Annotated in this window: 17 protein-coding genes; 15 read left to right on the top strand and 2 right to left on the bottom strand. The window is 43.0% G+C overall.

Going from position 1 to position 22937, the window contains the following annotated elements:
• Nucleotides 1-42: 42 nt before the first annotated feature.
• The 14 genes from ACCC71_RS12105 to ACCC71_RS12040 all read left to right on the top strand — a co-directional run bounded on the left by ACCC71_RS12105 (nucleotide 43) and on the right by ACCC71_RS12040 (nucleotide 19647).
• Complete coding sequence (locus ACCC71_RS12105; RefSeq protein WP_434311857.1) at nucleotides 43-1470, top strand: KAP family P-loop NTPase fold protein; 1428 nt, start codon at nucleotides 43-45, stop codon at nucleotides 1468-1470.
• Nucleotides 1471-1713: 243 nt separating this feature from the next.
• The gene (locus ACCC71_RS12100) at nucleotides 1714-2370 is read left to right on the top strand and encodes a CatB-related O-acetyltransferase (protein WP_434309880.1); all 657 of its coding nucleotides are present in this window, start codon (nucleotides 1714-1716) and stop codon (nucleotides 2368-2370) included.
• Between the two features lie 36 nt (nucleotides 2371-2406).
• Nucleotides 2407-3387, top strand: a complete 981-nt coding sequence (locus ACCC71_RS12095) for a hypothetical protein (RefSeq protein ID WP_434309879.1) — start codon at nucleotides 2407-2409, stop codon at nucleotides 3385-3387.
• Nucleotides 3388-3393: 6 nt separating this feature from the next.
• The gene (locus tag ACCC71_RS12090) at nucleotides 3394-4539 is read left to right on the top strand and encodes an SLC13 family permease (RefSeq protein WP_434309878.1); all 1146 of its coding nucleotides are present in this window, start codon (nucleotides 3394-3396) and stop codon (nucleotides 4537-4539) included.
• A gap of 568 nt (nucleotides 4540-5107) precedes the next feature.
• A complete protein-coding gene (gene ltrA, locus ACCC71_RS12085; RefSeq protein ID WP_434309877.1) occupies nucleotides 5108-6391 on the top strand; it encodes a group II intron reverse transcriptase/maturase in 1284 nt (427 codons plus the stop codon).
• A 231-nt stretch (nucleotides 6392-6622) separates the two neighbouring features.
• Nucleotides 6623-7513 carry a Fic family protein gene (locus ACCC71_RS12080; protein ID WP_434309876.1) on the top strand — a complete coding sequence of 297 codons (891 nt, stop codon included), beginning with the start codon at nucleotides 6623-6625 and terminating at the stop codon, nucleotides 7511-7513.
• Between the two features lie 20 nt (nucleotides 7514-7533).
• On the top strand, nucleotides 7534-8616 hold the full coding sequence (locus ACCC71_RS12075) for a Fic family protein (protein WP_434309875.1): 1083 nt from the start codon (nucleotides 7534-7536) through the stop codon (nucleotides 8614-8616).
• A gap of 583 nt (nucleotides 8617-9199) precedes the next feature.
• Nucleotides 9200-10453, top strand: coding sequence for an ATP-binding protein (locus tag ACCC71_RS12070; protein WP_434309874.1), 1254 nt, complete (start codon nucleotides 9200-9202; stop codon nucleotides 10451-10453).
• A 144-nt stretch (nucleotides 10454-10597) separates the two neighbouring features.
• Nucleotides 10598-12520 (top strand): ATP-dependent nuclease, encoded by a 1923-nt coding sequence (locus ACCC71_RS12065; RefSeq protein ID WP_434309873.1) that lies wholly within the window; start codon nucleotides 10598-10600, stop codon nucleotides 12518-12520.
• 12 nt (nucleotides 12521-12532) lie between these two features.
• On the top strand, nucleotides 12533-14449 hold the full coding sequence (locus ACCC71_RS12060) for a UvrD-helicase domain-containing protein (protein ID WP_434309872.1): 1917 nt from the start codon (nucleotides 12533-12535) through the stop codon (nucleotides 14447-14449).
• Between the two features lie 195 nt (nucleotides 14450-14644).
• Nucleotides 14645-15115: a low molecular weight protein-tyrosine-phosphatase gene (locus ACCC71_RS12055; protein ID WP_434311856.1), complete on the top strand. Its 471-nt coding sequence runs from the start codon at nucleotides 14645-14647 to the stop codon at nucleotides 15113-15115.
• 71 nt (nucleotides 15116-15186) lie between these two features.
• Nucleotides 15187-16494, top strand: coding sequence for a glutamine-hydrolyzing GMP synthase (gene guaA / locus ACCC71_RS12050; protein WP_434309871.1), 1308 nt, complete (start codon nucleotides 15187-15189; stop codon nucleotides 16492-16494).
• Nucleotides 16495-16954: 460 nt separating this feature from the next.
• On the top strand, nucleotides 16955-18301 hold the full coding sequence (locus ACCC71_RS12045) for an MATE family efflux transporter (protein WP_434309870.1): 1347 nt from the start codon (nucleotides 16955-16957) through the stop codon (nucleotides 18299-18301).
• Between the two features lie 491 nt (nucleotides 18302-18792).
• Nucleotides 18793-19647 carry an AraC family transcriptional regulator gene (locus ACCC71_RS12040; RefSeq protein WP_434309869.1) on the top strand — a complete coding sequence of 285 codons (855 nt, stop codon included), beginning with the start codon at nucleotides 18793-18795 and terminating at the stop codon, nucleotides 19645-19647.
• 22 nt (nucleotides 19648-19669) lie between these two features.
• Here the strand turns inward: ACCC71_RS12040 and ACCC71_RS12035 are convergent, their stop codons facing one another.
• Both ACCC71_RS12035 and ACCC71_RS12030 read right to left on the bottom strand, forming a co-directional pair.
• Nucleotides 19670-20632: a calcium/sodium antiporter gene (locus tag ACCC71_RS12035; RefSeq protein WP_434309868.1), complete on the bottom strand. Its 963-nt coding sequence runs from the start codon at nucleotides 20630-20632 to the stop codon at nucleotides 19670-19672.
• A gap of 202 nt (nucleotides 20633-20834) precedes the next feature.
• The gene (locus ACCC71_RS12030) at nucleotides 20835-21701 is read right to left on the bottom strand and encodes a hypothetical protein (protein WP_434309867.1); all 867 of its coding nucleotides are present in this window, start codon (nucleotides 21699-21701) and stop codon (nucleotides 20835-20837) included.
• Nucleotides 21702-21931: 230 nt separating this feature from the next.
• Here ACCC71_RS12030 and ACCC71_RS12025 point away from each other — a divergent pair, with 230 nt between their 5' ends.
• On the top strand, nucleotides 21932-22927 hold the full coding sequence (locus ACCC71_RS12025) for a helix-turn-helix domain-containing protein (RefSeq protein WP_434309866.1): 996 nt from the start codon (nucleotides 21932-21934) through the stop codon (nucleotides 22925-22927).
• Nucleotides 22928-22937 lie beyond the last annotated feature (10 nt).

Below are 22937 nucleotides of genomic sequence, written 5' to 3'. Positions count from 1 at the left end.
GTCTGGAGGGATTCGCAGACGAGAAGGAATAGAGTGGCATGTATGCCCTTGTCAATGGAAGGTACCCCATGCGGTTTGCAAAACGGACTGCATGGGGCATTTCGAATAGAGGGGAAATACAATTATGAAAAAGGAAATAACAATATGAAGAAATATAAAAAATATAATATAGAGGCAACAGATGACTTTATTAAGAGGGCTATAGAAAATGATACATATTCCAGAGCTAGTTCTATAAAAAATTTTATCGAAGGTTTGGATTTAATTGATACAAATGTATTTATTAGTTTGGATGCGAAATGGGGAGAAGGCAAAACTTTTTATATACGGCAAATAGAGATGACATTAAAGTATTTGTCAAAAAAAAGATTAGAACAAGATGTATCGGATTTAGAAGAGACATTTTCTAAGTCAGTATTAAAATCCATAAACATGGAAAATACATATTTTCCAATATATTATAATGCATGGCTATATGATTGTCATACTGATCCTTTAATGTCTTTGTTATATGTACTTATAAAAGAGTGTGAAAAATATGTGTCAACAACAATAAATACAAAGTCAAGAGGAGATACATTGATATCCTTGCTATCTTCCTGTACATTATCACTGCCGTTTGTTCAGATATCAGGTGATTTTGAGAAAATCAAACAAAGTTTTACTGGAAAAGATATACTGGAAGAAATAAAAACAGCGGAAGAACTTAAAGACACAGTAAAGAAAATATTAAATGAAATACTAATTGAAAATTCCCAAAAGCTAGTTATATTTATTGATGAATTAGATAGATGTAAACCAAGCTATGCGGTTGAGATGTTGGAACGCATAAAACATTATTTTGATGACGAACGTATAATTTTTATTGCATCTTTAAATAAGGCGCAATTAGTACATACGATTTCAAAATTTTATGGAGAGTCATTTGATTCGACAGGGTATTTAAATAAATTTTTTGATATAAATATATACCTTCCTGAGATTCCGAAACATTTAAAGGCTAATGATATATTGCAGACAAATGATGGCCAATATTTAGTAAGGCAAATTGTTGAGGATTTAAGTGAATATTATAATTTATCGTTACGAGACACTATAATATTTAAGGGAAACATGAACTCAACATCCAAACAAAACTATTGTGACTACCTTGCACACGGGTGTATACTTTCGATATTTGTTCCAATAATACAGGTATTAGACATTGTCAGTCAAAAAAAGAAAAACGAATTTATATATGACCAAGGCGAAATATTTGAAGAGTTGTGTAAGAATGTTAGAAGCATACATAGAGCGGTCTGTAAATTTGGGGGAAGTAATTTAGATAGTGAAGAAAGCTATAAAATTGGATTTGAAAAGATTTTTAAAGTATATAAATGTACATTTGGAAAAGAGAAACAGTATGACGGGTCATTAGAAATCCCACGTGATTTAAAAAACATTTGCCTTCGCGTTTGTAACGGAGAGTAATAATGTATACTATCAGAAATAATTCGTCCAATGGCGTGTAAAATGTAGGTGACTAGTTCGTACCAGCCTGTGTTGACTTGGCGTAAGCTAATATTTGAACTGCTGAATGAAGAACGTGATTTTTATAAAGATGTCAATAGTTATTGTTTTTTGTTTAAAAGAGAGGTGGTTTTGGTGAAGCTTTGCATTGCTTTATCTGGAATAGTTGCCTAGACATCATTCAAATGAACAGGAGGATTTTAAATGACTATTCCAGTAGAACAGATTTATCCCCGCACGGGAGATAGAGAAACAATTTATTTGAAACATGTAATCACGAATCCCAATATAACGGTTGGAGAGTTTACGATGTACAATGATTTTGTAAATGATCCAACACTGTTTGAGAAAAACAACGTCTTATATCATTACCCGATAAACCATGACAAATTGCAGATTGGAAAATTCTGTTCCATTGCTTGCGGCGCGAAATTTCTTTTTAATAGCGCCAATCACGCGTTATCTTCCTTATCGACGTATCCGTTCCCATTATTTTTTGAGGAGTGGGGATTAGAAAAGAAAGACGTAACGAAGGCATGGGACCATAAAGGCGATATTGTCATAGGAAACGACGTTTGGATTGGCTATGAAGCTGTTATTCTGGCCGGAGTCACGATCGGAGACGGAGCAATCATTGGAGCCCGCGGGGTTGTCACAAAGGATGTTCCGCCCTATACGATTGTTGGCGGTGTCCCGGCAAAGCCAATAAAGAAACGATTTCCGGAAGAGATCATCGCCGCATTATTGGAAATAAAGTGGTGGAACTGGCCGAAGGAAAAAATCGCAAGAAATATCAGCGCCATCCAGGATGGAAACATAGAACAGTTGAGACAACAGCTGGAAACGGAATCCGGATGGTGACAGGATGTAACTGGTGGCGATGAGGAGGAGAATAGTATGTATAAAATCATTGACCATACGGGTGCGGATTATACGCAATATACATATTTAAAAGAAGCAGATTTTGAAAAAATGATTGTTGCGAATGCGGATAAAATTTTCGGCTCAACGGGTATTTATTTTGATATTAAAAAGTTGATTGGCACGCCAAAGAAAGGCGCGACAATACCCGACGGATATTTCTTGGACCTGACGTTCCATAACGACCCTCGTCTTTATCTGGTAGAAGTCGAATTGAATCGCCATGATGTATATGGCCACATAGGCGAACAAATTCTCCGATTTGGCATTTCTACAGAAACGGATAAGTATAAAATTAAAAATAGTCTTCTTTCTGAAGTGAATAAAGATGACGGCAAAAAGCAAAAACTGGCCGCCTATTTTTCAAAGTCAAAATACGACAATATCAATGAGCTGCTGGATAAAGTGATTTTTGAAAATAAGCCGGCTGCCATTATTGTTATCGATGAAGCAACAGATGAGTTATACCATGTGATGGCTCAATTGACCATGTCAACGGAAGTGATCGAGGCACAGACATACGTATGCGGAGATAAAAAGCTGCATCGTTTTTCCCCGTTTAAGGATGAAGTTATGACGGATTTGCCCTCCAATATTGATGCGGACGAGTTGGATACGATTGTAGTACCGGCCAGAGAGGATGGATTTAACGAAGAGTTTTTGAAAAATAATTGTTGGTTTGCAATCCGAATTTCCAGCGCGATGATTGATAAAATCAAATATATTGCAGCATATCAGGTAGCGCCTGTTTCTGGAATTACCTATATTGCGGAAGTGGAAAGAATTGAAAAATATAAGGATACCAACAAGTATATTGTGCTTTTTAAACCTGGTACGGTAAGGGGAATCAGTAAGGTTTCTTTGGGAAAAGCGAAAGGTATGGCTCCTCAGGCTCCAAGATATTCTTCTTATAAGACAATTATGGCTGCAAAAACGTTGGATGATTTGTGGAATTGACTTGAGATGAAGAAGCTATTGGCATTTTTCAAAAAAGAAACCGTTCTGTGCGTTGCGCTTATGCTGGCGGTATTTTCGATGTTCTTGATGCCGCCAGACGGGGACTATCTGGGATATATTGATTTCAGAACGCTGGCGATTCTGTTCTGTCTTATGTGCGTCATGGCAGGATTGCAGAAAATCGGCGTGTTTAACCGGATTGCTCAAAAACTTTTGGGGCAGGTAAGAAGTGGGAGCGGTTTGGTTCTGACTCTGGTTTTGCTTTGCTTTTTCTTCAGTATGTTGATTACCAACGACGTTGCGCTCATTACTTTTGTGCCGTTTACGTTTATTGTGCTTCGTATGCTGGGAACCAAGCTGGAGAACCGGCTTCTTGTACCGGTTGTGGTTCTGCAGACCATCGGGGCGAATCTGGGCAGTATGCTGACTCCCATTGGCAATCCGCAAAACCTGTATCTTTACGGAAAGGCGGGGGTGTCGATGGGGGAGTTTTTTCTGCTCATGCTGCCGTATACCCTGCTGTCACTGGCGCTGCTGGTAGCATTTTGTGTATGGCAAGGCAGAGCCTGTCCCCAGTTTCCGAAATTAGAGGAGACCTCTTCGCAGGAGCTTTCCCCGGTAGGAAAAAGAGACGTTTATCAGCTGGCCCTTTATCTTGCGCTGTTTTTGTTCTGTCTGCTGGCCGTGGGGAATCTATTGCCGTGGCAGGCGATTTTCGTCGTGGTGCTTATCACAATATTGGCAACAGACAGGCGTATTCTTACAAAGGTGGATTATTCCCTTCTCCTGACCTTTGTGGGATTCTTCATCTTTATCGGAAACGTGGGGAGAGTTCCGGCTTTCCGCGCCTTTTTGCAGAGCATCATTGCCGGAAGGGAGATTTATACCGCCATTATCGCAAGCCAAGTGATCAGCAACGTACCGGCGGCGCTGCTGTTATCGGGATTTACGGAGGATATGGCGGGGCTTATCGTCGGGACGAATCTGGGTGGGCTGGGAACGCTGATTGCATCGATGGCCAGCCTCATTTCCTATAAGCATGTAGCCAAGGAGGCCGGAGAGCGCAAGGGAAAATACATCGCGTTTTTTACGGCGGGGAATCTTGTCTTTCTGGCGGCGCTTATGGGAATGAATTTGCTGATCTGGTTCTAGAGGGGCAACTTCGGAGTTATCTTGCCGATCTGAATGAGCATTGATCCGGACTTCATTTTCATGGAGTCCGGACTTTTCAGTTTGCGCGCCATGGGCGCATTCTAACGGGTGCAAGTCCCGAACACGCCCAGATAGTGGGAAGTGTATAGCCGAACAGCAAGGGTGTCCATCGTGAGGTGGAATCTGAAGGAAGCTGTAAGCAAATCTCTGGTCCGACGGACAGAAATCGCATATAAGGCTAGGCTACGAGAGATAAGTTGGCTGAAAACAACGAAGTCTAATAACTATCACATTTATAGTAGCAGAGTAAATGCGGCGGATATATGGAGAGAAAGAGCGCACACCTTAAGCGTGGAGGTCTCACAGAGGTTTCATTTGCCTAGTAACAACGAACTGTGAGAAGTCAGCAAAGCCCATAGTAGTGAAGAAGTCTCTGTAATGGGGATGGAGCAAAGGGGCGAACAATCAATAAGTTTGAGTATGTCTCGTATTGCAGAGATGGCAACACCTGCCGTAACCAATCGGGTAAAAGATGGTCAAATCAAGCGAGACGGAAAGGAAAGAACGCATGGATACAAGTAGTCTAATGGAGCAGATTGTATCTAGCGACAATCTCAACAGAGCATATCTGCAAGTCGTACGAAATAAAGGTGCAGAGGGAGTGGACGGAATGAAGTACACGGAACTCAAAGAGCATCTTGAAAAGAACGGAGAAACCATCAAGGAACAGTTGAGGACAAGAAAGTATAAACCTCAACCAGTACGAAGAGTGGAGATACCAAAGCCTGATGGAGGTGTCAGAAACTTAGGAGTACCAACAGTAACAGACAGATTTGTACAACAGGCCATTGCACAGGTGTTAACACCAATCTATGAAGAGCAGTTCCATGACCATAGTTATGGATTCAGACCGAATAGATGTGCACAGCAGGCAATCCTAACGGCATTAGATATGATGAATGACGGCAATGATTGGATTGTTGACATAGACTTGGAAAAGTTCTTCGACACAGTGAATCATGACAAGCTGATGACTATCATAGGTAGGACTATTAAAGATAGAGATGTTATCTCAATCGTCAGGAAATACCTTGTCAGCGGAATCATGATTGATGAGGAATACAAGGATTCTGTTGTGGGAACACCGCAAGGAGGAAACCTTTCGCCATTGTTGGCAAACATCATGCTCAATGAACTTGATAAGGAAATGGAAAAGCGAGGGCTTAACTTTGTACGCTATGCGGACGACTGCATCATTATGGTCGGAAGTGAAATGTCTGCAAACAGAGTCATGAGAAATATTTCACGATTCATTGAAGAGAAACTAGGGCTTAAGGTGAACATGACCAAGAGCAAAGTAGACAGACCAAGCGGAGTGAAATACCTTGGATTTGGATTCTACTTTGACACAAGAGCACATCAGTTTAAGGCGAAACCACATGCAAAGTCGGTAGCTAAGTTCAAGAAGAGAATGAGAGAACTCACTTGCCGTAGTTGGGGCGTTAGAAACAGATACAAGGTAAAGAAACTCAATCAGCTTATTAGAGGGTGGATTAACTACTTCAAGATAGGAAGTATGAGAACACTTTGTAAGGAACTAGATTCCCGAATACGTTTCCGCTTACGAATGTGTATATGGAAACAATGGAAAACCCCACAGAACAGAGCAAAGAATTTGATGAAACTTGGGATTAGCAAGAAATTTGCATGGTCAACAGCTTATTACGGAGCTCATATAGCACACGTGTGCCAAAGAGGTGCAATGAATATGGCTGTTACAAAAGAGAGACTAACCCGATTTGGATTAGTCTCAATGTTAGATTACTACACCGAAAAGAGTGTCGCTTGTTAAGTTGGTTGAACCGCCGTGTACCGAACGGTACGCACGGTGGTGTGAGAGGTCGGGAAATTTATTTAAATTTTCCTCCTACTCGATTACATTCAAAAACTGAAAAGTAATTTCCTTTGACGGCAAAAAGATGATAAAAATATAAGGGTAGTTGATATTTTTGCCGATAATGTGATATACTATATACAGCAAATGGGTGTGGTTTTTTGATTCGATTATGACGGAGGAGAGCAGATGCGATACCTTTCAGTTGCTGAAATAGCAAAAAAGTGGGGTGTGTCAGAACGCAGCGTGAGAAATTACTGCGCCCAAGGGCGTGTGATTGGTGCGTTCCTTACAGGCAAGACTTGGAACATTCCTAAAAATGCAGAGAAACCAGAGCGTACCAACAAGAGAAAAGAAGAACCCATTACCCTGCTGGACATTTTGAAAGAACAGAAAGCAAGTAAATACTCCGGCGGAATTTACCATAAGACACAGATTGATTTGACCTACAATTCCAACCATATTGAGGGTAGCCGATTAACCCACGATCAGACCAGATATATTTTTGAAACCAACACCATCGGCGTAGAAAATGAAGTTCTCAATGTGGATGACGTAATCGAAACGGCAAATCATTTCTGCTGTATCGATAGGATCATCGAGAACGCAAAGGCAGCATTGACCGAAAAGTTCATGAAGGAACTTCATCTAATCCTGAAGAACGGCACCAGTGATTCCAGAAAAGACTGGTTTGTTGTTGGTGATTATAAGAAACTGCCGAATGAAGTCGGTGGAATGGATACTGCCCTTCCGGAAGAAGTTGCCGATAGGATGAAAGCATTGTTGATGGAATACAACTCCAAAGAAGAAAAAACCTTTGAAGATATTCTGGACTTTCATGTAAAATTTGAACGGATTCACCCGTTCCAGGATGGCAACGGTCGTGTGGGCAGATTGATTATGTTCAAGGAATGCCTGAAATATAATATTGTACCATTTATTATCGAGGACAATTTGAAGCTGTTCTATTATCGTGGTTTGAAAGAATGGAATAATGAGAAGGGCTATCTGACAGATACCTGTCTGACGGCACAGGATAAGTATAAAGCATATTTGGATTATTTTAGAATTGTATATTAAGCTGGAAACGAGGTGCAGCTATGTCAGCAGAAAAAAACTGGCAATTTGAACTTGAAGAATACATCAAACAAGGTGAACCCGGTCAAATTGAAAAAAGTGAAGCATGGCAGACTGCAATCGGTTTGCAGGCGGTAGATGGTTTGAAAACCTCTGCCTATCTGTTGGATACTGCCAAAGAACATATTGAAGGAAAAATCAGCATTGATGAAGCGCAGAAACGCATTCAGAGCTATTATGAACAGCGTACTGATCGCACGGAAATTGAGAACGATACTAAGGAAGCGGATATTGTATCCACAAGAATTGCGAAGCTGTTAGGTGAGAAAGCATTCCAGTTTTCACCGGCGGAATGGCTAACGATTCACCGCAGATTATTTGAAGGTGTGTTCACCCATGCCGGTCAGATTCGCCAGTATAATATTACGAAAAAGGAATGGGTCTTAAAAGGCGATACTGTCACCTATGCAGCATGGAAGAGCATCAAGGACACACTTGATTACGATTTTGCAACGGAGAAGGAGTTTTCTTATGAGGGCTTGTCTGTGGATGCGTCTGTGAAGCATTTTGCAAAGTTTGCTTCGGATATTTGGCAAATACATCCCTTCTGTGAGGGTAACACAAGAGCTACGGCTGTTTTTATGATTAAATACATGAAAACATTCGGGTTCAAAGTAAACAACGATGCTTTTGAGAAGAACTCCTGGTACTTCCGCAATGCTTTGGTAAGAGCGAATTATAATGATTTGCAGAACGGTGTTCATGCAACAACCAAGTTCTTGGAATTATTCTTCAGTAATTTAATTTTAGGAACGGAATATGAACTGAAAAACAGATATATGCACGTAGACTATGTGGATGATGATTCCCAAAGTGTCAATCCTAAAGTTCCAAAGTCTCAATTTGACACTTTGGAATGCACTTTAGAGGAGTTGGCGGTCTTGGAATTGATTTATAAAAAACCGTCAATCAAGCAAAAAGAGCTTGTGGAAGAGACTGGAAAATCTCTTAGCACTGTAAAACGAATTATGGAATCTTTACAGAAAAAGGAATACATTCGCAGAGTAGACGGAAAGAGATATGGCAAATGGGAAATATTAATTTGAAACATGTTGATTTTTATGAAAAATTGAAGAAAAAACGAAAGGCCGAAAACCCCAGTCATATCAATGTTTTTCAGACTTAAGGAGGGATATATAGATTATGATAAAAGTGCTTTTTATCTGCCACGGCAGTCTGACAGTCGGGTAGTATTGGGCGGGTAAAGCGGAGCAAATTGCGGCAAAACGAGGCAGAAGAAACAGCGTTTACACCGTTTTGACTACGATTCGATTACAGCATATGATGTGACATTATGCTGGTGGGGCAAATTATGGCAAACCGCGGCATTTCAAGGATAGTACTCATGAATGTAATAAATAATGTTCATTTGCTACGCAGACATTTTTAGACTTTTCATGGATAGTTGCAGCGGAATAAGTCTATAAATAGGCATCGGCATTGGCTTAAGGTTTTGAAGTATGCAGTTTTGTATTGGAATGTCTCTGGTGGATTTTTCAGTGAGTATAGTTGCGATAACTCGCAAAAATTTTCATTAGGAGTTGTAAAATCGGTTTGGTGGAGGTATAATGCTACTGGATAATTTTGCGATAACTCGCAAAAACTTTCAGTAGAAAGTAGGATGATGATATGGAAATCAAGAGAGATATCTATTTAAATAAGCTCATCAGTAAAATGCACAATGGATTTATCAAGGTGGTGACGGGCATCCGACGCTGCGGAAAGTCCTACTTGTTGTTCAATCTATTCAAGGATCATTTGCTGGAAGAAGGAACAGATGAACAACACATCATAGAAATTGCATTCGATTCCTTTGAGAATAAGCGTTTTCGTGATCCGGATGTTTTGTATCCCTATCTCAAGGAGCAGATTAAAGGTGATGGAATATATTATGTGCTGTTGGACGAGGTGCAGCTTTTAGGCGAGTTTGAATCCGTATTAAACAGTCTGATTCGTATGAAAAATGTAGATGTATATGTTACAGGAAGCAATGCCCGGTTTTTGTCTAAAGATGTGATTACCGAATTTCGAGGCCGGGGAGATGAAGTTCATATGCATCCCCTCAGTTTTGCTGAATTTATGTCTGTTTATTCTGGGACGAAACAGGACGGCTGGAACGAATATATGCTTTATGGTGGATTGCCTCCTATCATGAATATTTCAAGTCCAGAGGAAAAGATTAGTTTCTTAAAGGCGTTATTCGAGGAAACTTATATTTCGGATATTGTAGGAAGACATAATGTGCGTAATCAGGCAGAATTGGAGGAGCTTTTGAATATCCTCTCATCTGCCATCGGTTCACTTACAAACCCTACAAAGTTGTCGGCTACCTTCAAAAGTGTCAAGCAGAAAACCATCAGCAACACCACCATTAAAAGGTATATTGATTATCTTTGTGATTCCTTCCTGATTGACAATGCTGTCCGATATGATATTAAGGGCAAGAAGTATATCGACACACCGGTCAAATATTACTTTACTGATTTGGGACTACGCAATGCTCGTCTCAATTTCCGTCAACTGGAAGAGACTCATACTATGGAGAATATTATCTTCAATGAGTTGAAGATACGGGGGTTCAATGTGGATGTGGGAGTTATCACTCTGAATAAAACCAATGAAAAAGGTCACGGAATCCGCAAGCAGTTGGAAATTGATTTTGTCTGCAATAAAGGCTCTAAGCGCTATTATATTCAGTCAGCCTATGCGATTCCAGATCGGGCAAAGATGGAACAGGAGCAGCGTTCCCTGATGCTGACTGGCGATTTCTTTAAGAAGATTATAATCACGAAAGATGCCCCTGCACCGTATTACAATGAAGATGGGGTGCTGGTTATGAGTGTCTATGATTTCCTGCTGAAAGATGATAGTTTAGATACCTGATTGGTGGGAAAGAACAAAATATAGTCGGTAAATTAGAATAAAATGTGGATTGGGCATATTTATGATAAAAAGAAGTTATTTCTTGAGTTTGAACCTTCGCCCCATCATTAATTTATAGTTGGAAGTGAGAGTGAAAATAAAACTATGATGATATCTGAATTGAAAATTTACAACTTCCGCCGATTCAAATCTGTGGATGGCTCTCCTGGCTTGCAAATCACTTTTCATAAAGGGCTAAATGCCCTGATTGGAGAGAATGATTCCGGGAAAACGGCAGTAATTGATGCGCTTAAGCTGGTTTTGCTAACGCAAAGCAATGAGTATATCAGACCGGTAGACGAGGATTTCTATAGGCCTACCAATGGTGATACTTGCTCTGAGTTTAAGATCGATTGCACAATTACAGATTTTGCTCAGAATGAAGCGAAGAACTTTATCGAATATCTGAAGTTCAAAAAGAACGGTGAGAAAGTTGAATACACACTCGAACTTCATTATCGTGCTTGGAAAGAGGGGCACAAAATCTTTCAGGAACTACGTGTGGGCGATGTAGACGACGGCATTTCGATTGACGGAAAGGCAAGAGATTTGTTGAAAGCTGTCTATTTGAAACCACTCCGAGACGCTGAACGCGAGATGAGTTCCGGGCGCGGTTCCAGAATTTCGCAAATACTTCTCAACCATCCTGTTTTCAAAGATAAAAAGGAACACATCGTTCTGGATATTTTTCATGACGCAAATACAAGGATAGAGGATTATTTCACGGGTGATGCAGAGGGAAAGCGCATCCTCCAAGCAATCCGTAAAAATTTGGAATCGTTCAATGACAAAGGACAAGCCAGTAACGCAGAGCTGAAGACATCTGATATTCAACTCAAGGCGATACTTGAATCCTTATCGTTGAATGCTCCGGAGATTAATCCAGGGTTGGGAGAATTGAATCTGCTATTCATTGCAGCAGAACTATTACTCCTTAAGGATGATACCGATGGAGGCATGAAACTGGCTCTGATTGAGGAATTGGAAGCTCATCTGCATCCGCAGGCTCAGCTTCGATTGATCAGCTATCTTCAAAATGAATATAACGAAAATGATATTCAGATTATTATATCTACGCACAGTCCAATCCTTGCCTCAAAAATTAACCTTAAGAATCTGATCCTAATGAAAGATGGTGTCGGATATGATTTGGCTGAGGGAATGACTGGACTTCAAAAAGGAGATTATCTGTTTCTTCAGCGCTTTCTTGATTCAACAAAAGCCAATTTATTTTTCGCTAAGGGCATTATAATGGTAGAAGGTGATGCAGAGAACATCCTGATTCCAGTAATTGCTGATATTCTTGGTTATCCGTTGGAGAAATACGGAGTATCCATTGTAAACGTAGGTAGTACAGCTTTTCTTCGGTACAGTGGGATTATGGTAAGGAAAGATGGACACACCATTGGAATTCCGGTTTCTGTGATTACAGATTGTGATGTGAAACCATATGATGTTGACCCAGTGACAAAGGAACGGAAGTTTAATGAGAAAACGGCTGAATCGGCGCAGGCCGAAAAAGAAAAAAATGAGAAATACACCAACGGTTCAGTTCATGGATTCACTTCACCGAGGTGGACGTTGGAGTATTGCATTGCCATGAGCAGTCTTTCAGAAGATTTCCATAAAGCAGTTCATTACGGAATGAAAATTTTGAATGCAAGAGAATATATCTCACTAACTGACGAAAAAATTACCGAAGCAAATCAAGCTGCTGAAGAAGAAGCAAGGCAGTGGCATGGTTTGTCACAGGGGGAAACTGCGTACAAGATTTACAATTTAATGTTCAATAAAGACGGAAAGAGTAGCCTAAAAGCTATCGTTGCTCAATGCTTGGCTTCAATCTTGCGATGGAAAATATCAGTAATACCGAGCGAACTTACACAAGAGAAAATGTTTGATCTTGATTTGTATAGTCTGAAAACGGATGAGCAAAAGAAATCAGATCTGAAATGCAAGATTGAGAGAGATGAATTTCTAAGCTACATAGTGAATGCTATCAAGTATGCAGCAGGAGAAGCTGTGTAGATAAGGAGGCTCATGGTGGAGTGGGAAATTTCCGACCAGGATATTGAAACAACTGAAAAGCTTCTTTTACCAGACAGAGCACACTTTCCAGAGGATGCAAGAAATGTTATACGTTGTTGGCATTCCGCTGACGTGGCGGCTTGTCCGGGGAGTGGGAAAACAACTGTCCTTCTCGCAAAGTTGAAGCTGCTGGCAGATAGGATGCCACTTGAAAATGGTGCAGGAATTTGCGTCCTTTCACACACAAATGTTGCTGTGGATGAAATTAGAAAGCGGCTTTCAGGCTATGCTGATAAACTTCTTAGCTATCCAAATTACATCGGAACAATCCAATCATTTGTTGATAAGTTCGTGACGATGCCATATTTGCGAAATATTGTTGGCCGGAATGTACAAGCGGTTGACGATCTTATTTATGCACAGCATATGCAAAATAGGATGTGGCTTAGTGCAAAGTACAGTGCGCTTAATTATGTGACAAAGAATAGTTTTGAAGCGAGTGGTCAATTTACTGAGCGACTTGACCATACACAGGCACTGTATGTACGGGATGATGGTGCCCTTTGCGTAGGAAAACAGAAAAGGGTGTTGGCTGGTGCAAATACGAAATCAGCTGAGCAGTATAAAGCACTGCTTGATGATCTCCTAAAAATTGAGGGTATAATGCGGTATCGGGATACCTATGTTTATGCTAAAACTGCTATAAATGACTTGCCCAAAGCATATACGGATCTCTTTTCGTCACGATTCCAGTATGTATTCATCGATGAGTATCAGGACTGCGATGAGATTCAGCGTCGAGCAATAGACGCAATATTTAACTCAACAAAATGCACTGTAATCAAAATTGGAGATGCAGACCAAGCTATCTATAACTCTTCAGAAAATGAAACACCAGATTGGGTGCCGCAGGACGGATTCCTGCCTATTATGACATCTTGCAGATACAGTCAGGAAATTGCTGATGTGATTTTTAAACTACAGAAAGATCCAAAAAACATCACAACATATGTGGGCAAGACGGGTGTTAAACCAATATTACTAATTTTTGATTCTGAGAATATCGATAAAGTAATTGGGAAATTTATCAATGTACTGGAGACTCACGGACTCTATGATAATAAAGGGGTGTATAAAGCTATCGGTGCTGCTAAAAAAGAGGACTTGTCTGGACTAAAGATAGGAAGCTATTGGTCAGAATTTGACGGCTCCGCAAAGAAACAGAGTGAATATAATTACTGGGCATTAGTAGATGATATCATCGCCAGTTTATTAGATGGTAAGTTGTATAAAGCAGAACGCATTGTTCGCAAACTCCTATGCCGTATATTTCATTATGCTAAAATTAGACATCCGATATCAGGCAAGGAGTATTCTGTGGCTACAATAAAAAGGTCGCTTGATGACGAATATCAGGATATATATCGTCAGTGGATTTACGAAATGTCAAGATTGCAGAATATTGAGAGGGAAACTATTGACTGTCTAATGCGGCAAAAGATAAATGAACTTTTGAAAATTATGAATCCCCAAGCAGACGATATTTTTGACTGTCTGCCAGAATATTTTCTTGATAAGGTTGCTGATGTAAGTCAGACGGAAAAATCCGAGAAAAATATATTCATCGATCCAATCAGAGGACGTAGGATAGAATTTGATACAATTCACGGAGTCAAGGGTGAAACGCATGATGCGACACTTTACCTTGAAACTGATAGGCAAGGGTCATCAGACCTAAATAGAATTCTTCCGTATTATGGTGTAGGTAAAATTGGGAGCTCAAATCTGTTTGATTATAGTCGCAAACTTGCCTATGTTGGCATGAGCAGGCCTAAGAAACTGTTATGCGTGGCGATGCAAGCAAAAACTTATGAAAAAAGCAAGGGGATATTCGCTGATGATTGGGAAATCATCGATTTGAGGGGATAAAGATTAATGCTAAGTTTGATATCGGTAACGGATGACGCAGTAGTAAAACATCCCTGTTCTTACTACGATTTATGTCCTCAACTTGCCGCATTTTGCTTGCTCTGTGACAAAATTAACGAACTTCGGGCAAAATTTATCATCGGCAAACTGCGGCAAATCGGGGCGGAATACGGCATTTTAGGAGAATTTTCATTTATGATTAAGATACTTTTCGTATGTCACGGCAACATTTGCCGTTCCCCCATGGCCGAGTTTGTCTTTCAGGACATGGTAAACAAAGCCCATCTGGAACAACATTTCCAGATTGATTCCGCGGCCACCAGTCGGGAGGAGATCGGGAATCCCGTACATACTGGCACGCTTCGCAAATTGGCGGCTGAGAGGGTGCCGGTCAAAGACCATCGGGCTCGCCAGGTAACGTGGCAGGACTACCAGGAATACGATTATCTAATCGGCATGGATTCCCAGAATATCCGAAATATGCTTCGGCTCCTAAAAAATGATCCGAATGAGAAAATCTGCCGGTTATTGGACTTCACAAAAAATCCAAGAGACATCGCGGATCCCTGGTATACGGGAAACTTTGATGCGACCTATAGAGATGTTCGGGAGGGTTGTGAGGCTTTGTTGGAAAAACTAAGGAAAAGTTTTTCCGCAGATCATTGACAGGGAACGGGAAAACCGATACTATGAAAAGAGCGTGAGGATTTGAGAAAACCGATACACAGGAGGAACGAATGAAACAGGATATGATTGTAATCTTAGATTTGGGAAGTACAGAAAATACCGTTCTGGCACGGACAGTTCGAGCGTTGGGCGTTTATAGTGAGATTTACCCTCACGATATTACCGCGAAGGAATTGGCCGAATTGCCAAATGTCAAAGGAATTATCATCAATGGCGGACCAAATCATATGGTAGATGGAGTGCGGATTGACGTGCTTCCGGAGATTTATGAGATGGGAATTCCGGTACTGGCGGCGGCTCATGAACCGGCAACCTGTGAACAGCAGATTTCAGCATGGCCGGAGTCCGAGGAAGCGCTTCAGGAAGCGTTAAAGCCGTTTGTGTTTGAGACCTGCCATGCAGAGGCCAACTGGAACATGAAGAATTTTGTCGCTGATCAGGTGGAATTGGTGCGTCAGCAGGTGGGAGACAAAAAAGTGCTGCTTGCCTTATCCGGCGGCGTAGACAGTTCGGTGGTGGCCGCCCTTTTGATCAAAGCAATCGGAAAGCAGCTGACCTGCGTCCATGTCAACCATGGTTTGATGAGAAAAGGCGAGTCGGAGAGCGTGGTCAATGTGTTCCAAAAGCAGTTGAACGCCAATCTGGTTTATGTAGACGCTACGGAGCGGTTTTTAGGAAAATTGGCTGGCGTGGCGGATCCGGAGCAGAAGCGGAAAATTATTGGCGCGGAGTTTATCCGTGTATTCGAGGAAGAAGCCAGAAAGCTGGATGGAATTGATTTCCTGGCTCAGGGTACAATTTATCCAGATATTGTGGAGAGCGGAACCAAGACGGCAAAAATCGTAAAATCTCACCATAACGTGGGCGGTTTGCCGGAAGATTTGAACTTCAAGTTGGTGGAGCCCTTGCGTCAGCTATTTAAGGATGAGGTCAGAGCTTGCGGCGTAGAATTGGGACTGCCTTACGAGATGGTATATCGCCAGCCGTTCCCTGGTCCGGGCCTTGGAGTACGCTGCCTGGGAGCGATCACGAGAGAACGTTTGGAAGCGGTTCGGGAGTCCGATGCGATTCTCCGTGAGGAATTTGCAAAGGCAGGGTTGGACAAAAAGGTTTGGCAGTACTTTACGATCGTACCGGATTTTAAATCGGTAGGAGTAAAAGAAAATGCCAGATGTTTTGAATATCCGGTGATTCTTCGCGCCGTCAATACCATCGACGCGATGACGGCCAGCATTGAGGAAGTGCCGTGGCCGGTTTTGCAGACGATCACAAAGAGGATTTTGGATGAGGTGAAAAACGTGAACCGGGTCTGCTATGACCTGTCGCCGAAGCCTTGCGCGACGATTGAGTGGGAATAACCGTCAAAACAATATGGATTTGTCCTGCTGAGCAGTAAGTTCAGCAGGACATTTTTTCGCCTCATAGGAAGTAGAGAGGGCTGTGGAGGACGCAAAGCGCCGAGAGGCGCAAGAGCGGGAGCAGAGGAAAGCAAAGCGGAAGTTTAGCCGGGGGCAAGGTAACAAACATCAGGAGGGTACTTTAAAGGAGGCCCTCCTGATTGGTATTTGTCAGCAGGTATTTTTGCTGTTTATCAGAGTGGCAAATTGGGGCATATGTAATACTCATTTTTCATGGGGATTGACATTTTTTCAGAGATGCGTATAATGTGTAACAGACAGTAAATTTTTCTGCTGTCCAAGAGCTGGTATTTATAATTGAATATTCGATTATTGTTACAAGGGACGTCTGTCCTGCGTATCTGGGTGAGTGGAGGCAGTACCCACTCTTTTTTTGCGCTTTTTGAAAGGAAGGAAAGTTATGCAAACACCCAGAACGAACAAAATGGACACCACTCCCACCGGAAAACTCTTGTTGAGTTTATCCCTGCCCATCATGTTTTCTATGCTGATGCAGGCGCTCTACAACATTGTAGATTCCATTTTTATCGCGCATTTCAGCGAAAACGCATTAAGCGCCGTTTCTCTCACTTATCCGATGCAGACAATGATGATTGCCATCAGCATCGGCACCTATATTGGTGTGAACGCCTACTTGGGCCGAACGCTTGGACAGAGAAACATGGAAGCTGCCCGGTCGATTGTCCAGCACAGCGCCTTGCTGGCTGTCTTTTCATATTTGCCGTTTCTTTTTGTAGGTCTGTTCTTTACACAGAATTACTTTATGCTGCAAACAGCGGATGAGGAAATCATACGTTACGGAGTCGATTATATGTCGGTCTGCCTTGTGTTTTCTGTCTCCATGTTTGGACAACAGCTTTTCGAGAAGTTGTTAGAGGCCAGCGGACGTTCTATCTTTTCCATGGCGTCACAACTCATTGGAGCGGCAGTCAATCTCCTTCTTGACCCGCTGCTCATATTCGGCTTTATGGATTTTCCCGCCTTGGGTGCAAGGGGGGCCGCTATCGCTACAGTGATTGGGCAGTTTGCCGCTATGGTCTGCGGCTTTACCTTTCATCAGCTTTTTAACAAGGATTTGCGGTTCTCTTTTTCCCGTTTCTATCTTGACAAATCGATTCTGTCCGAGATATACAAAATCGGTCTGCCGGCAATTCTCATGCAGTCTATCGGTTCTGTGTCGAACTTTATGATGAATGGGGTTCTGTTGACTTTTTCCACGACTGCCGCAGCGGTGCTGGGTGTTTACTACCGCTTGCAAAACTTTATCTTCATGCCCATTTGGGGATTGACAAGTGGGCTGTTACCCATCCTGTCTTACAATATTGGAGCCAAACACAAAGATCGGGTCATCAGCACATTGCGCTATGCAATGCTCTACATGGTTGCTATTATGTTGGCTGGAACAGCATTATTCCAGTTGATACCCCGTCAGCTGATCGGGCTATTTGACGCTTCAGACGAAATGCTGCCCATCGGTGTGAACGCTTTGCGTATCATAAGCGTCTATTTTATTTTGGAGGGCTTCTGCCAGATCAGCCAAACCAGTTTTCAGGCGGTTGGACGTGGGATTGCCAGTTTGATATGCTGCCTGACACGCCAGATTATTGTTTTGTTGCCCGCAGCCTATGTTCTGTCTTTGAGCAGAAATTTGAATTATGTGTGGGTCGCATATCCAATAGCCGGGGTCGTAAGCGTAGGGCTGTGCCTGTTCCAATGGAAAGGTATTTTGAAAGCTCTGCACACATGAACGATTTGGGAAAAGGCGGGGAATGTGGTTGTATTTCCCCGCCTTTTGCGCTATGATTAAAGTTACAAACCAGCAGAGAAAAACAATATGCTCTGCCTCCTGTTATCACCATTGATAACAATTTGATATGGCTTATTTTAAATGACAGGCAGTCTATGTGATTGCCTGTCATTTTTATCGTATCCGTGTTTTTGTTGGTTATATCGAGTTCTGTTATCAGTATGCTGAAAAGCTAATTGAAAATTTATTTATTTCATGACGTGTGATATACTTTGATATAAGTGAAGCGTGTATTTCAAAATGCCAACAATCAGTAGGAGGTAAGCAATGAAGAATGTGGAGATTGAAATTTTAAGAGAAAAAACATATAGGCAGCTTGAAATTCTTGGGAAGAATTAAGTTAGAAAATGGACTCTCTTTTTCGTGCAGGAATTAAGAGGAAAAAATAAAAATAATACGATATACTATAATCTATCGGGAGGCTTTATATCATGGAATGGGTGGAAAGATTGAATGACGCAATCAATTATATGGAAGAACATTTGACGGATGAAATTGATTATGAGCAGCTTGGGCGTATCGCCTGTTGTTCCTCCTATCACTTTCAGCGAATGTTTGCTTATATGGCGGGCATCCCCTTGGCCGAATATATCCGTAGAAGGCGGATGTCGCTTGCTGCCGTAGACTTGCAGGGAAACGAGATGAAAATCCTTGATGTTGCGGCTAAGTATGGTTATCGTTCTCCCACTTCCTTTAACAGAGCTTTCCAGTCGGTCCATGGGATTGCCCCGTCTGCTGTAAAAAGTGAGGGTATATCTGTAAAATCCTTCCCGCCTATTACCTTTAAAATTACAGTCAAAGGAGTGAAAGAAATGAATTATCGAATAGAAACAAAAGAAGCATTTCGTATCGTAGGCGTATCTGTACCACTGTATAAGGAAATTGAGAAGAATTTTACAATCATTCCCCCCAAGTGGCAGGAGGTATCCGAGAACGGGACATTACAGAAATTGATTGGCATGATGGACACACCGCCGATGGGAGTGCTTGGCATCAGCACCTGTAATGATAGGGAGCAGTGGAGATATTATATTGCCGTATCTACTTCACAAACACAGGAAGGCTTAGAGGAATATATGGTACCGGCAGCTACGTGGGCAATCTTTTCTGGACAAGGTACAAACCAGTCGATTCAGGAATTAGAGCAACGCATTGTGACAGAATGGCTTCCAACATCAGGATATGAATATGGCACTGCCCCCGATATTGAAGTCTATTTAAATCCCGACCCGAAAAATGCACAATATGAGGTATGGATACCTGTCACAAAGAAAGCACAGCAGTAGTATTCTTCACGAAAAAGGGAGTCTAAACCGCCATACACGTCAAAATCACATATCCCCCGTAAACCGCCAAGAGAACGAATCCCTGACGGCGGCTGAATCTGGAACGTATCATAGCCGGAACCACGGCGATTAACCCTACGAGCAGGCAGGCGGGCAGATCAATGCGGGCGGAGATAGGAGCGATCGGAAGGGCCTGTCCCGAAATCAGGGAGGATAAAGGCAGAATAAGAGTCAGGTCGATGATATTCGCGCCTAAGATATTTCCCACCGACAAGGAAGATTGCTTTTTCGCGATAGCGGAAATGGTCGTGATCAGTTCCGGCAGAGAAGTGCCGACGGCGACTAAGGTAACGCCGATGATGCGTTCCGATACCCCTGCCAGCCGCGCCAATATACTTCCATTGTCAACCAGGAGACGCGCTCCCACTACGATAGCTGCGGCTCCGCCTACAAATTTGACGATATTGAGCAGAATGGTTTTTCGTTCCGGCTGCTCCCTTTTTTCGTTTTCTGTTTGCTGGCCGCTCCGAGTTTTTTTGACGCCAGCTACATTTTCACAGAGGAAGACGGCAAAGATGATCAGCAGGAAGAGGGAGGCTTTGGGGCTGACAGCCCCTTGGAAACCACATGCCGCTACAATAAGAGCAGCAATCAGCATCAGGACGGATTTGGCCAGGTAGTCTCCTCTTCGTATGATTCCCGGCATATAGATGAGAGCCAGCGCCATGATGAGTCCGATGTTAGCCGTAACGCTTCCCACGGCATTTCCGATGGACATATCCACTTTTCCCTGCATGGCCGCCATGACGGATACCAGCATCTCTGGCATCGTGGTGGCTACGCTGACGATGGTAGCGCCGATGATCAGTTTGGGAATACCGCTGATTTCGGCGATCCACGAAGCGGCATCCACAAAAACATCCCCGCCTTTCACTACCAGTACCACACCTATAGAAAATAAAAGAATGGTGATCGCCAATTCCATTTTTCTTTCCTCCCATCTTCGACATCCCCAAAAGTAGAAACGGCCAGAACAGCGATAAGATCGTCCTACCGAATAGAAGGTATCACGCCATCCCCTAGAAGTCAAGGGGAAATCGCCGTGTAAGCATGGGCAGAACAGTTGCTTTTTTTATTTACCTGTGGCAAAATAAAAATACAAAGGATTCTCATGAAAAGAGAGGGTTTTATGGACAAAGCCGATGTTCCGCACGGTAAGCAAGGCGGGATATCTGAGCGCTGACTTTTGCCTCGTCTATTGTGTCCAATTTGAAAGAGTCCTGCGTAATCGCGTTGCTGGAAACCAGCTCGCGAATGGCATCGAGGTCTACGTGATACTTCTCCGATACGGCCTTTAAAACCTTTGCATAAGCGGCTGCCGCGCCGTTTTCCATGAGAAGCGCGGAGATCGCCGCTGGTTTCATGTTTAGATGTTTGCTGCAAAGCCGGACCAGTACTTCCGCCGGCTTTTTCGCCAGAAGTGTGATCTCATTGAGAAGATCTTCCTTTTTCGCAGCGAAGATTTCTTTTACACGCTCCCTGGCCAGATATTCTTCTTCCGGAGTATTGGGGTCTGCGATAAAGTTCTGTAATTCGCAGGCATCGTCCGAAGAGACCTTGCCACCTTTGACTTTATCGTGAAGGCTGACGACGTCTATGCCGGCCGGAGGCAGTTTGCGGAATTCGTCGATAACGCAGTTGTTGACGATGCGGTAGCAGTAATTCTTCTGCTTTTCCACAGGCTGAGCCAGCACCAGATCAAATTTGCTGAGAAGATGTACGAGGATATTGCTGCGAATGTCTTCCAAAAGGACGCCGCGGGACAGAAGGGTCCGGATTTTTTCCGCGTTGCCTTCCACGCGTTCTTTCTGGGCGTTATAGTGGCTTTTGCTGTAAAGCGCATAAAAGTTGATGAAATTTTGAACGGCAAGCCAAAGTTCCGCGTAAAGGGTTTCGTTGCCTGGGTGCTTTAATTCAGCGATGGTCCGGATTCCTTGTTCGGAAATGGAAGAAAGTACGGCTTCTAATCTTTCACAATGTTTCTGATTCGTCATAGTGATGCTCCTCTCCAGTTTTTGAGGGAAGCCAAGCTGCCCGCCGCAGGCGGAGAATTTCGCCAAGCGAAATTCTTTCTTACCCTCTGACAAAAGGATAAAATTTCAGGGTAAGAAAACGATTTGGGAAACATGTGGGTTTTGTATGAGATTCACGGAGCACAAGCGAAATCATTGAGATTTGTAAGAGTTATGTAAGAACGTATTATTTTGGGAAAGGAGGGGGAGATTTGGGGTTCTGGGTGTATTTTACAGAGGACAAAAGGGATTACTATGATTCAGATGCCTGCGCTCTTTATCTGGGGACAGATGACAGCGTCAGTATCGTAGCCCACTCAAAGATCATATTTGACCATCTGGTTATCAACCGAGAGATTCCGATTTCCCGCTCCCAAATTATTGCCTGGGTGGACGGATATGAAGCGGATTTTAATCCCTCGGACCGGGGCGGCCGCAGCCCGGTGGACCAGGCGATTCGAGAGTTGAGAAAAAAATTGGGAAAATATGATTCCTGCATCCGGACCGTGCGGGGCATCGGCTATAAGTATATTGGACCGCCCAAAGTGGAGAAACCGAAAGCAGAGCCGGAGGTTCCAATGTCTGCCGAAGCATCCGGGACGATTTCTCCGGGACATCTGCCGGCGGCGGATTCGAGGGCGGCATCCCCGCAGGCCGCGTCCGTCGGTTCGCGCCACGAGAGAGTGCTGGCCAATCTGGAACATGCGCTCAACCGTCTGGTGGAGGCTGCCGACGGGCAAGAGGTGCAGCGGGCGAGAAGCGCGGTGAAAAAAGCTGTGGAACGATACGCGCAGGAAGCGGCGGCCAACTTTGTTCCGGACTTAGAGGGAGCGCCGGAGGATTCCGGATGGGAGTTGGAAGCGAGCAGGCATCAGATCTGGCTGCGCCGTTCGGTCAACTATTATCAGTCGCTTCTGGAATCGGCGGAAGCAGGGACAGAACTTACCGATATGAAATTGGACGTTTTGGACTATATTCGAGATGTACATATATGCGTGACATTCCTGTGTATGCAGTTGGTTGTGGAGCAGGAGGCTTTGGAACACTCCGGCAGCCAAATTGCGAAGGAAGTGCGTCAGTCTCTGATTGACACTCTGAGAAATGATTACCGCTATGCGAAAGCCGAGGCGCGGGAGGCGGATATGCGGTTGGATGAAAAAATAGAGGAATACAGCAGAGGTCTTTCTGCCGATCGGTCGGCAATATAGGAGGGAAATC

The organism is Hominifimenecus sp. rT4P-3 (genome assembly GCF_051055405.1).
Taxonomy (GTDB): domain Bacteria; phylum Bacillota; class Clostridia; order Lachnospirales; family Lachnospiraceae; genus Pseudolachnospira.
This window is presented reverse-complemented; position numbering and strand designations above follow the sequence as displayed.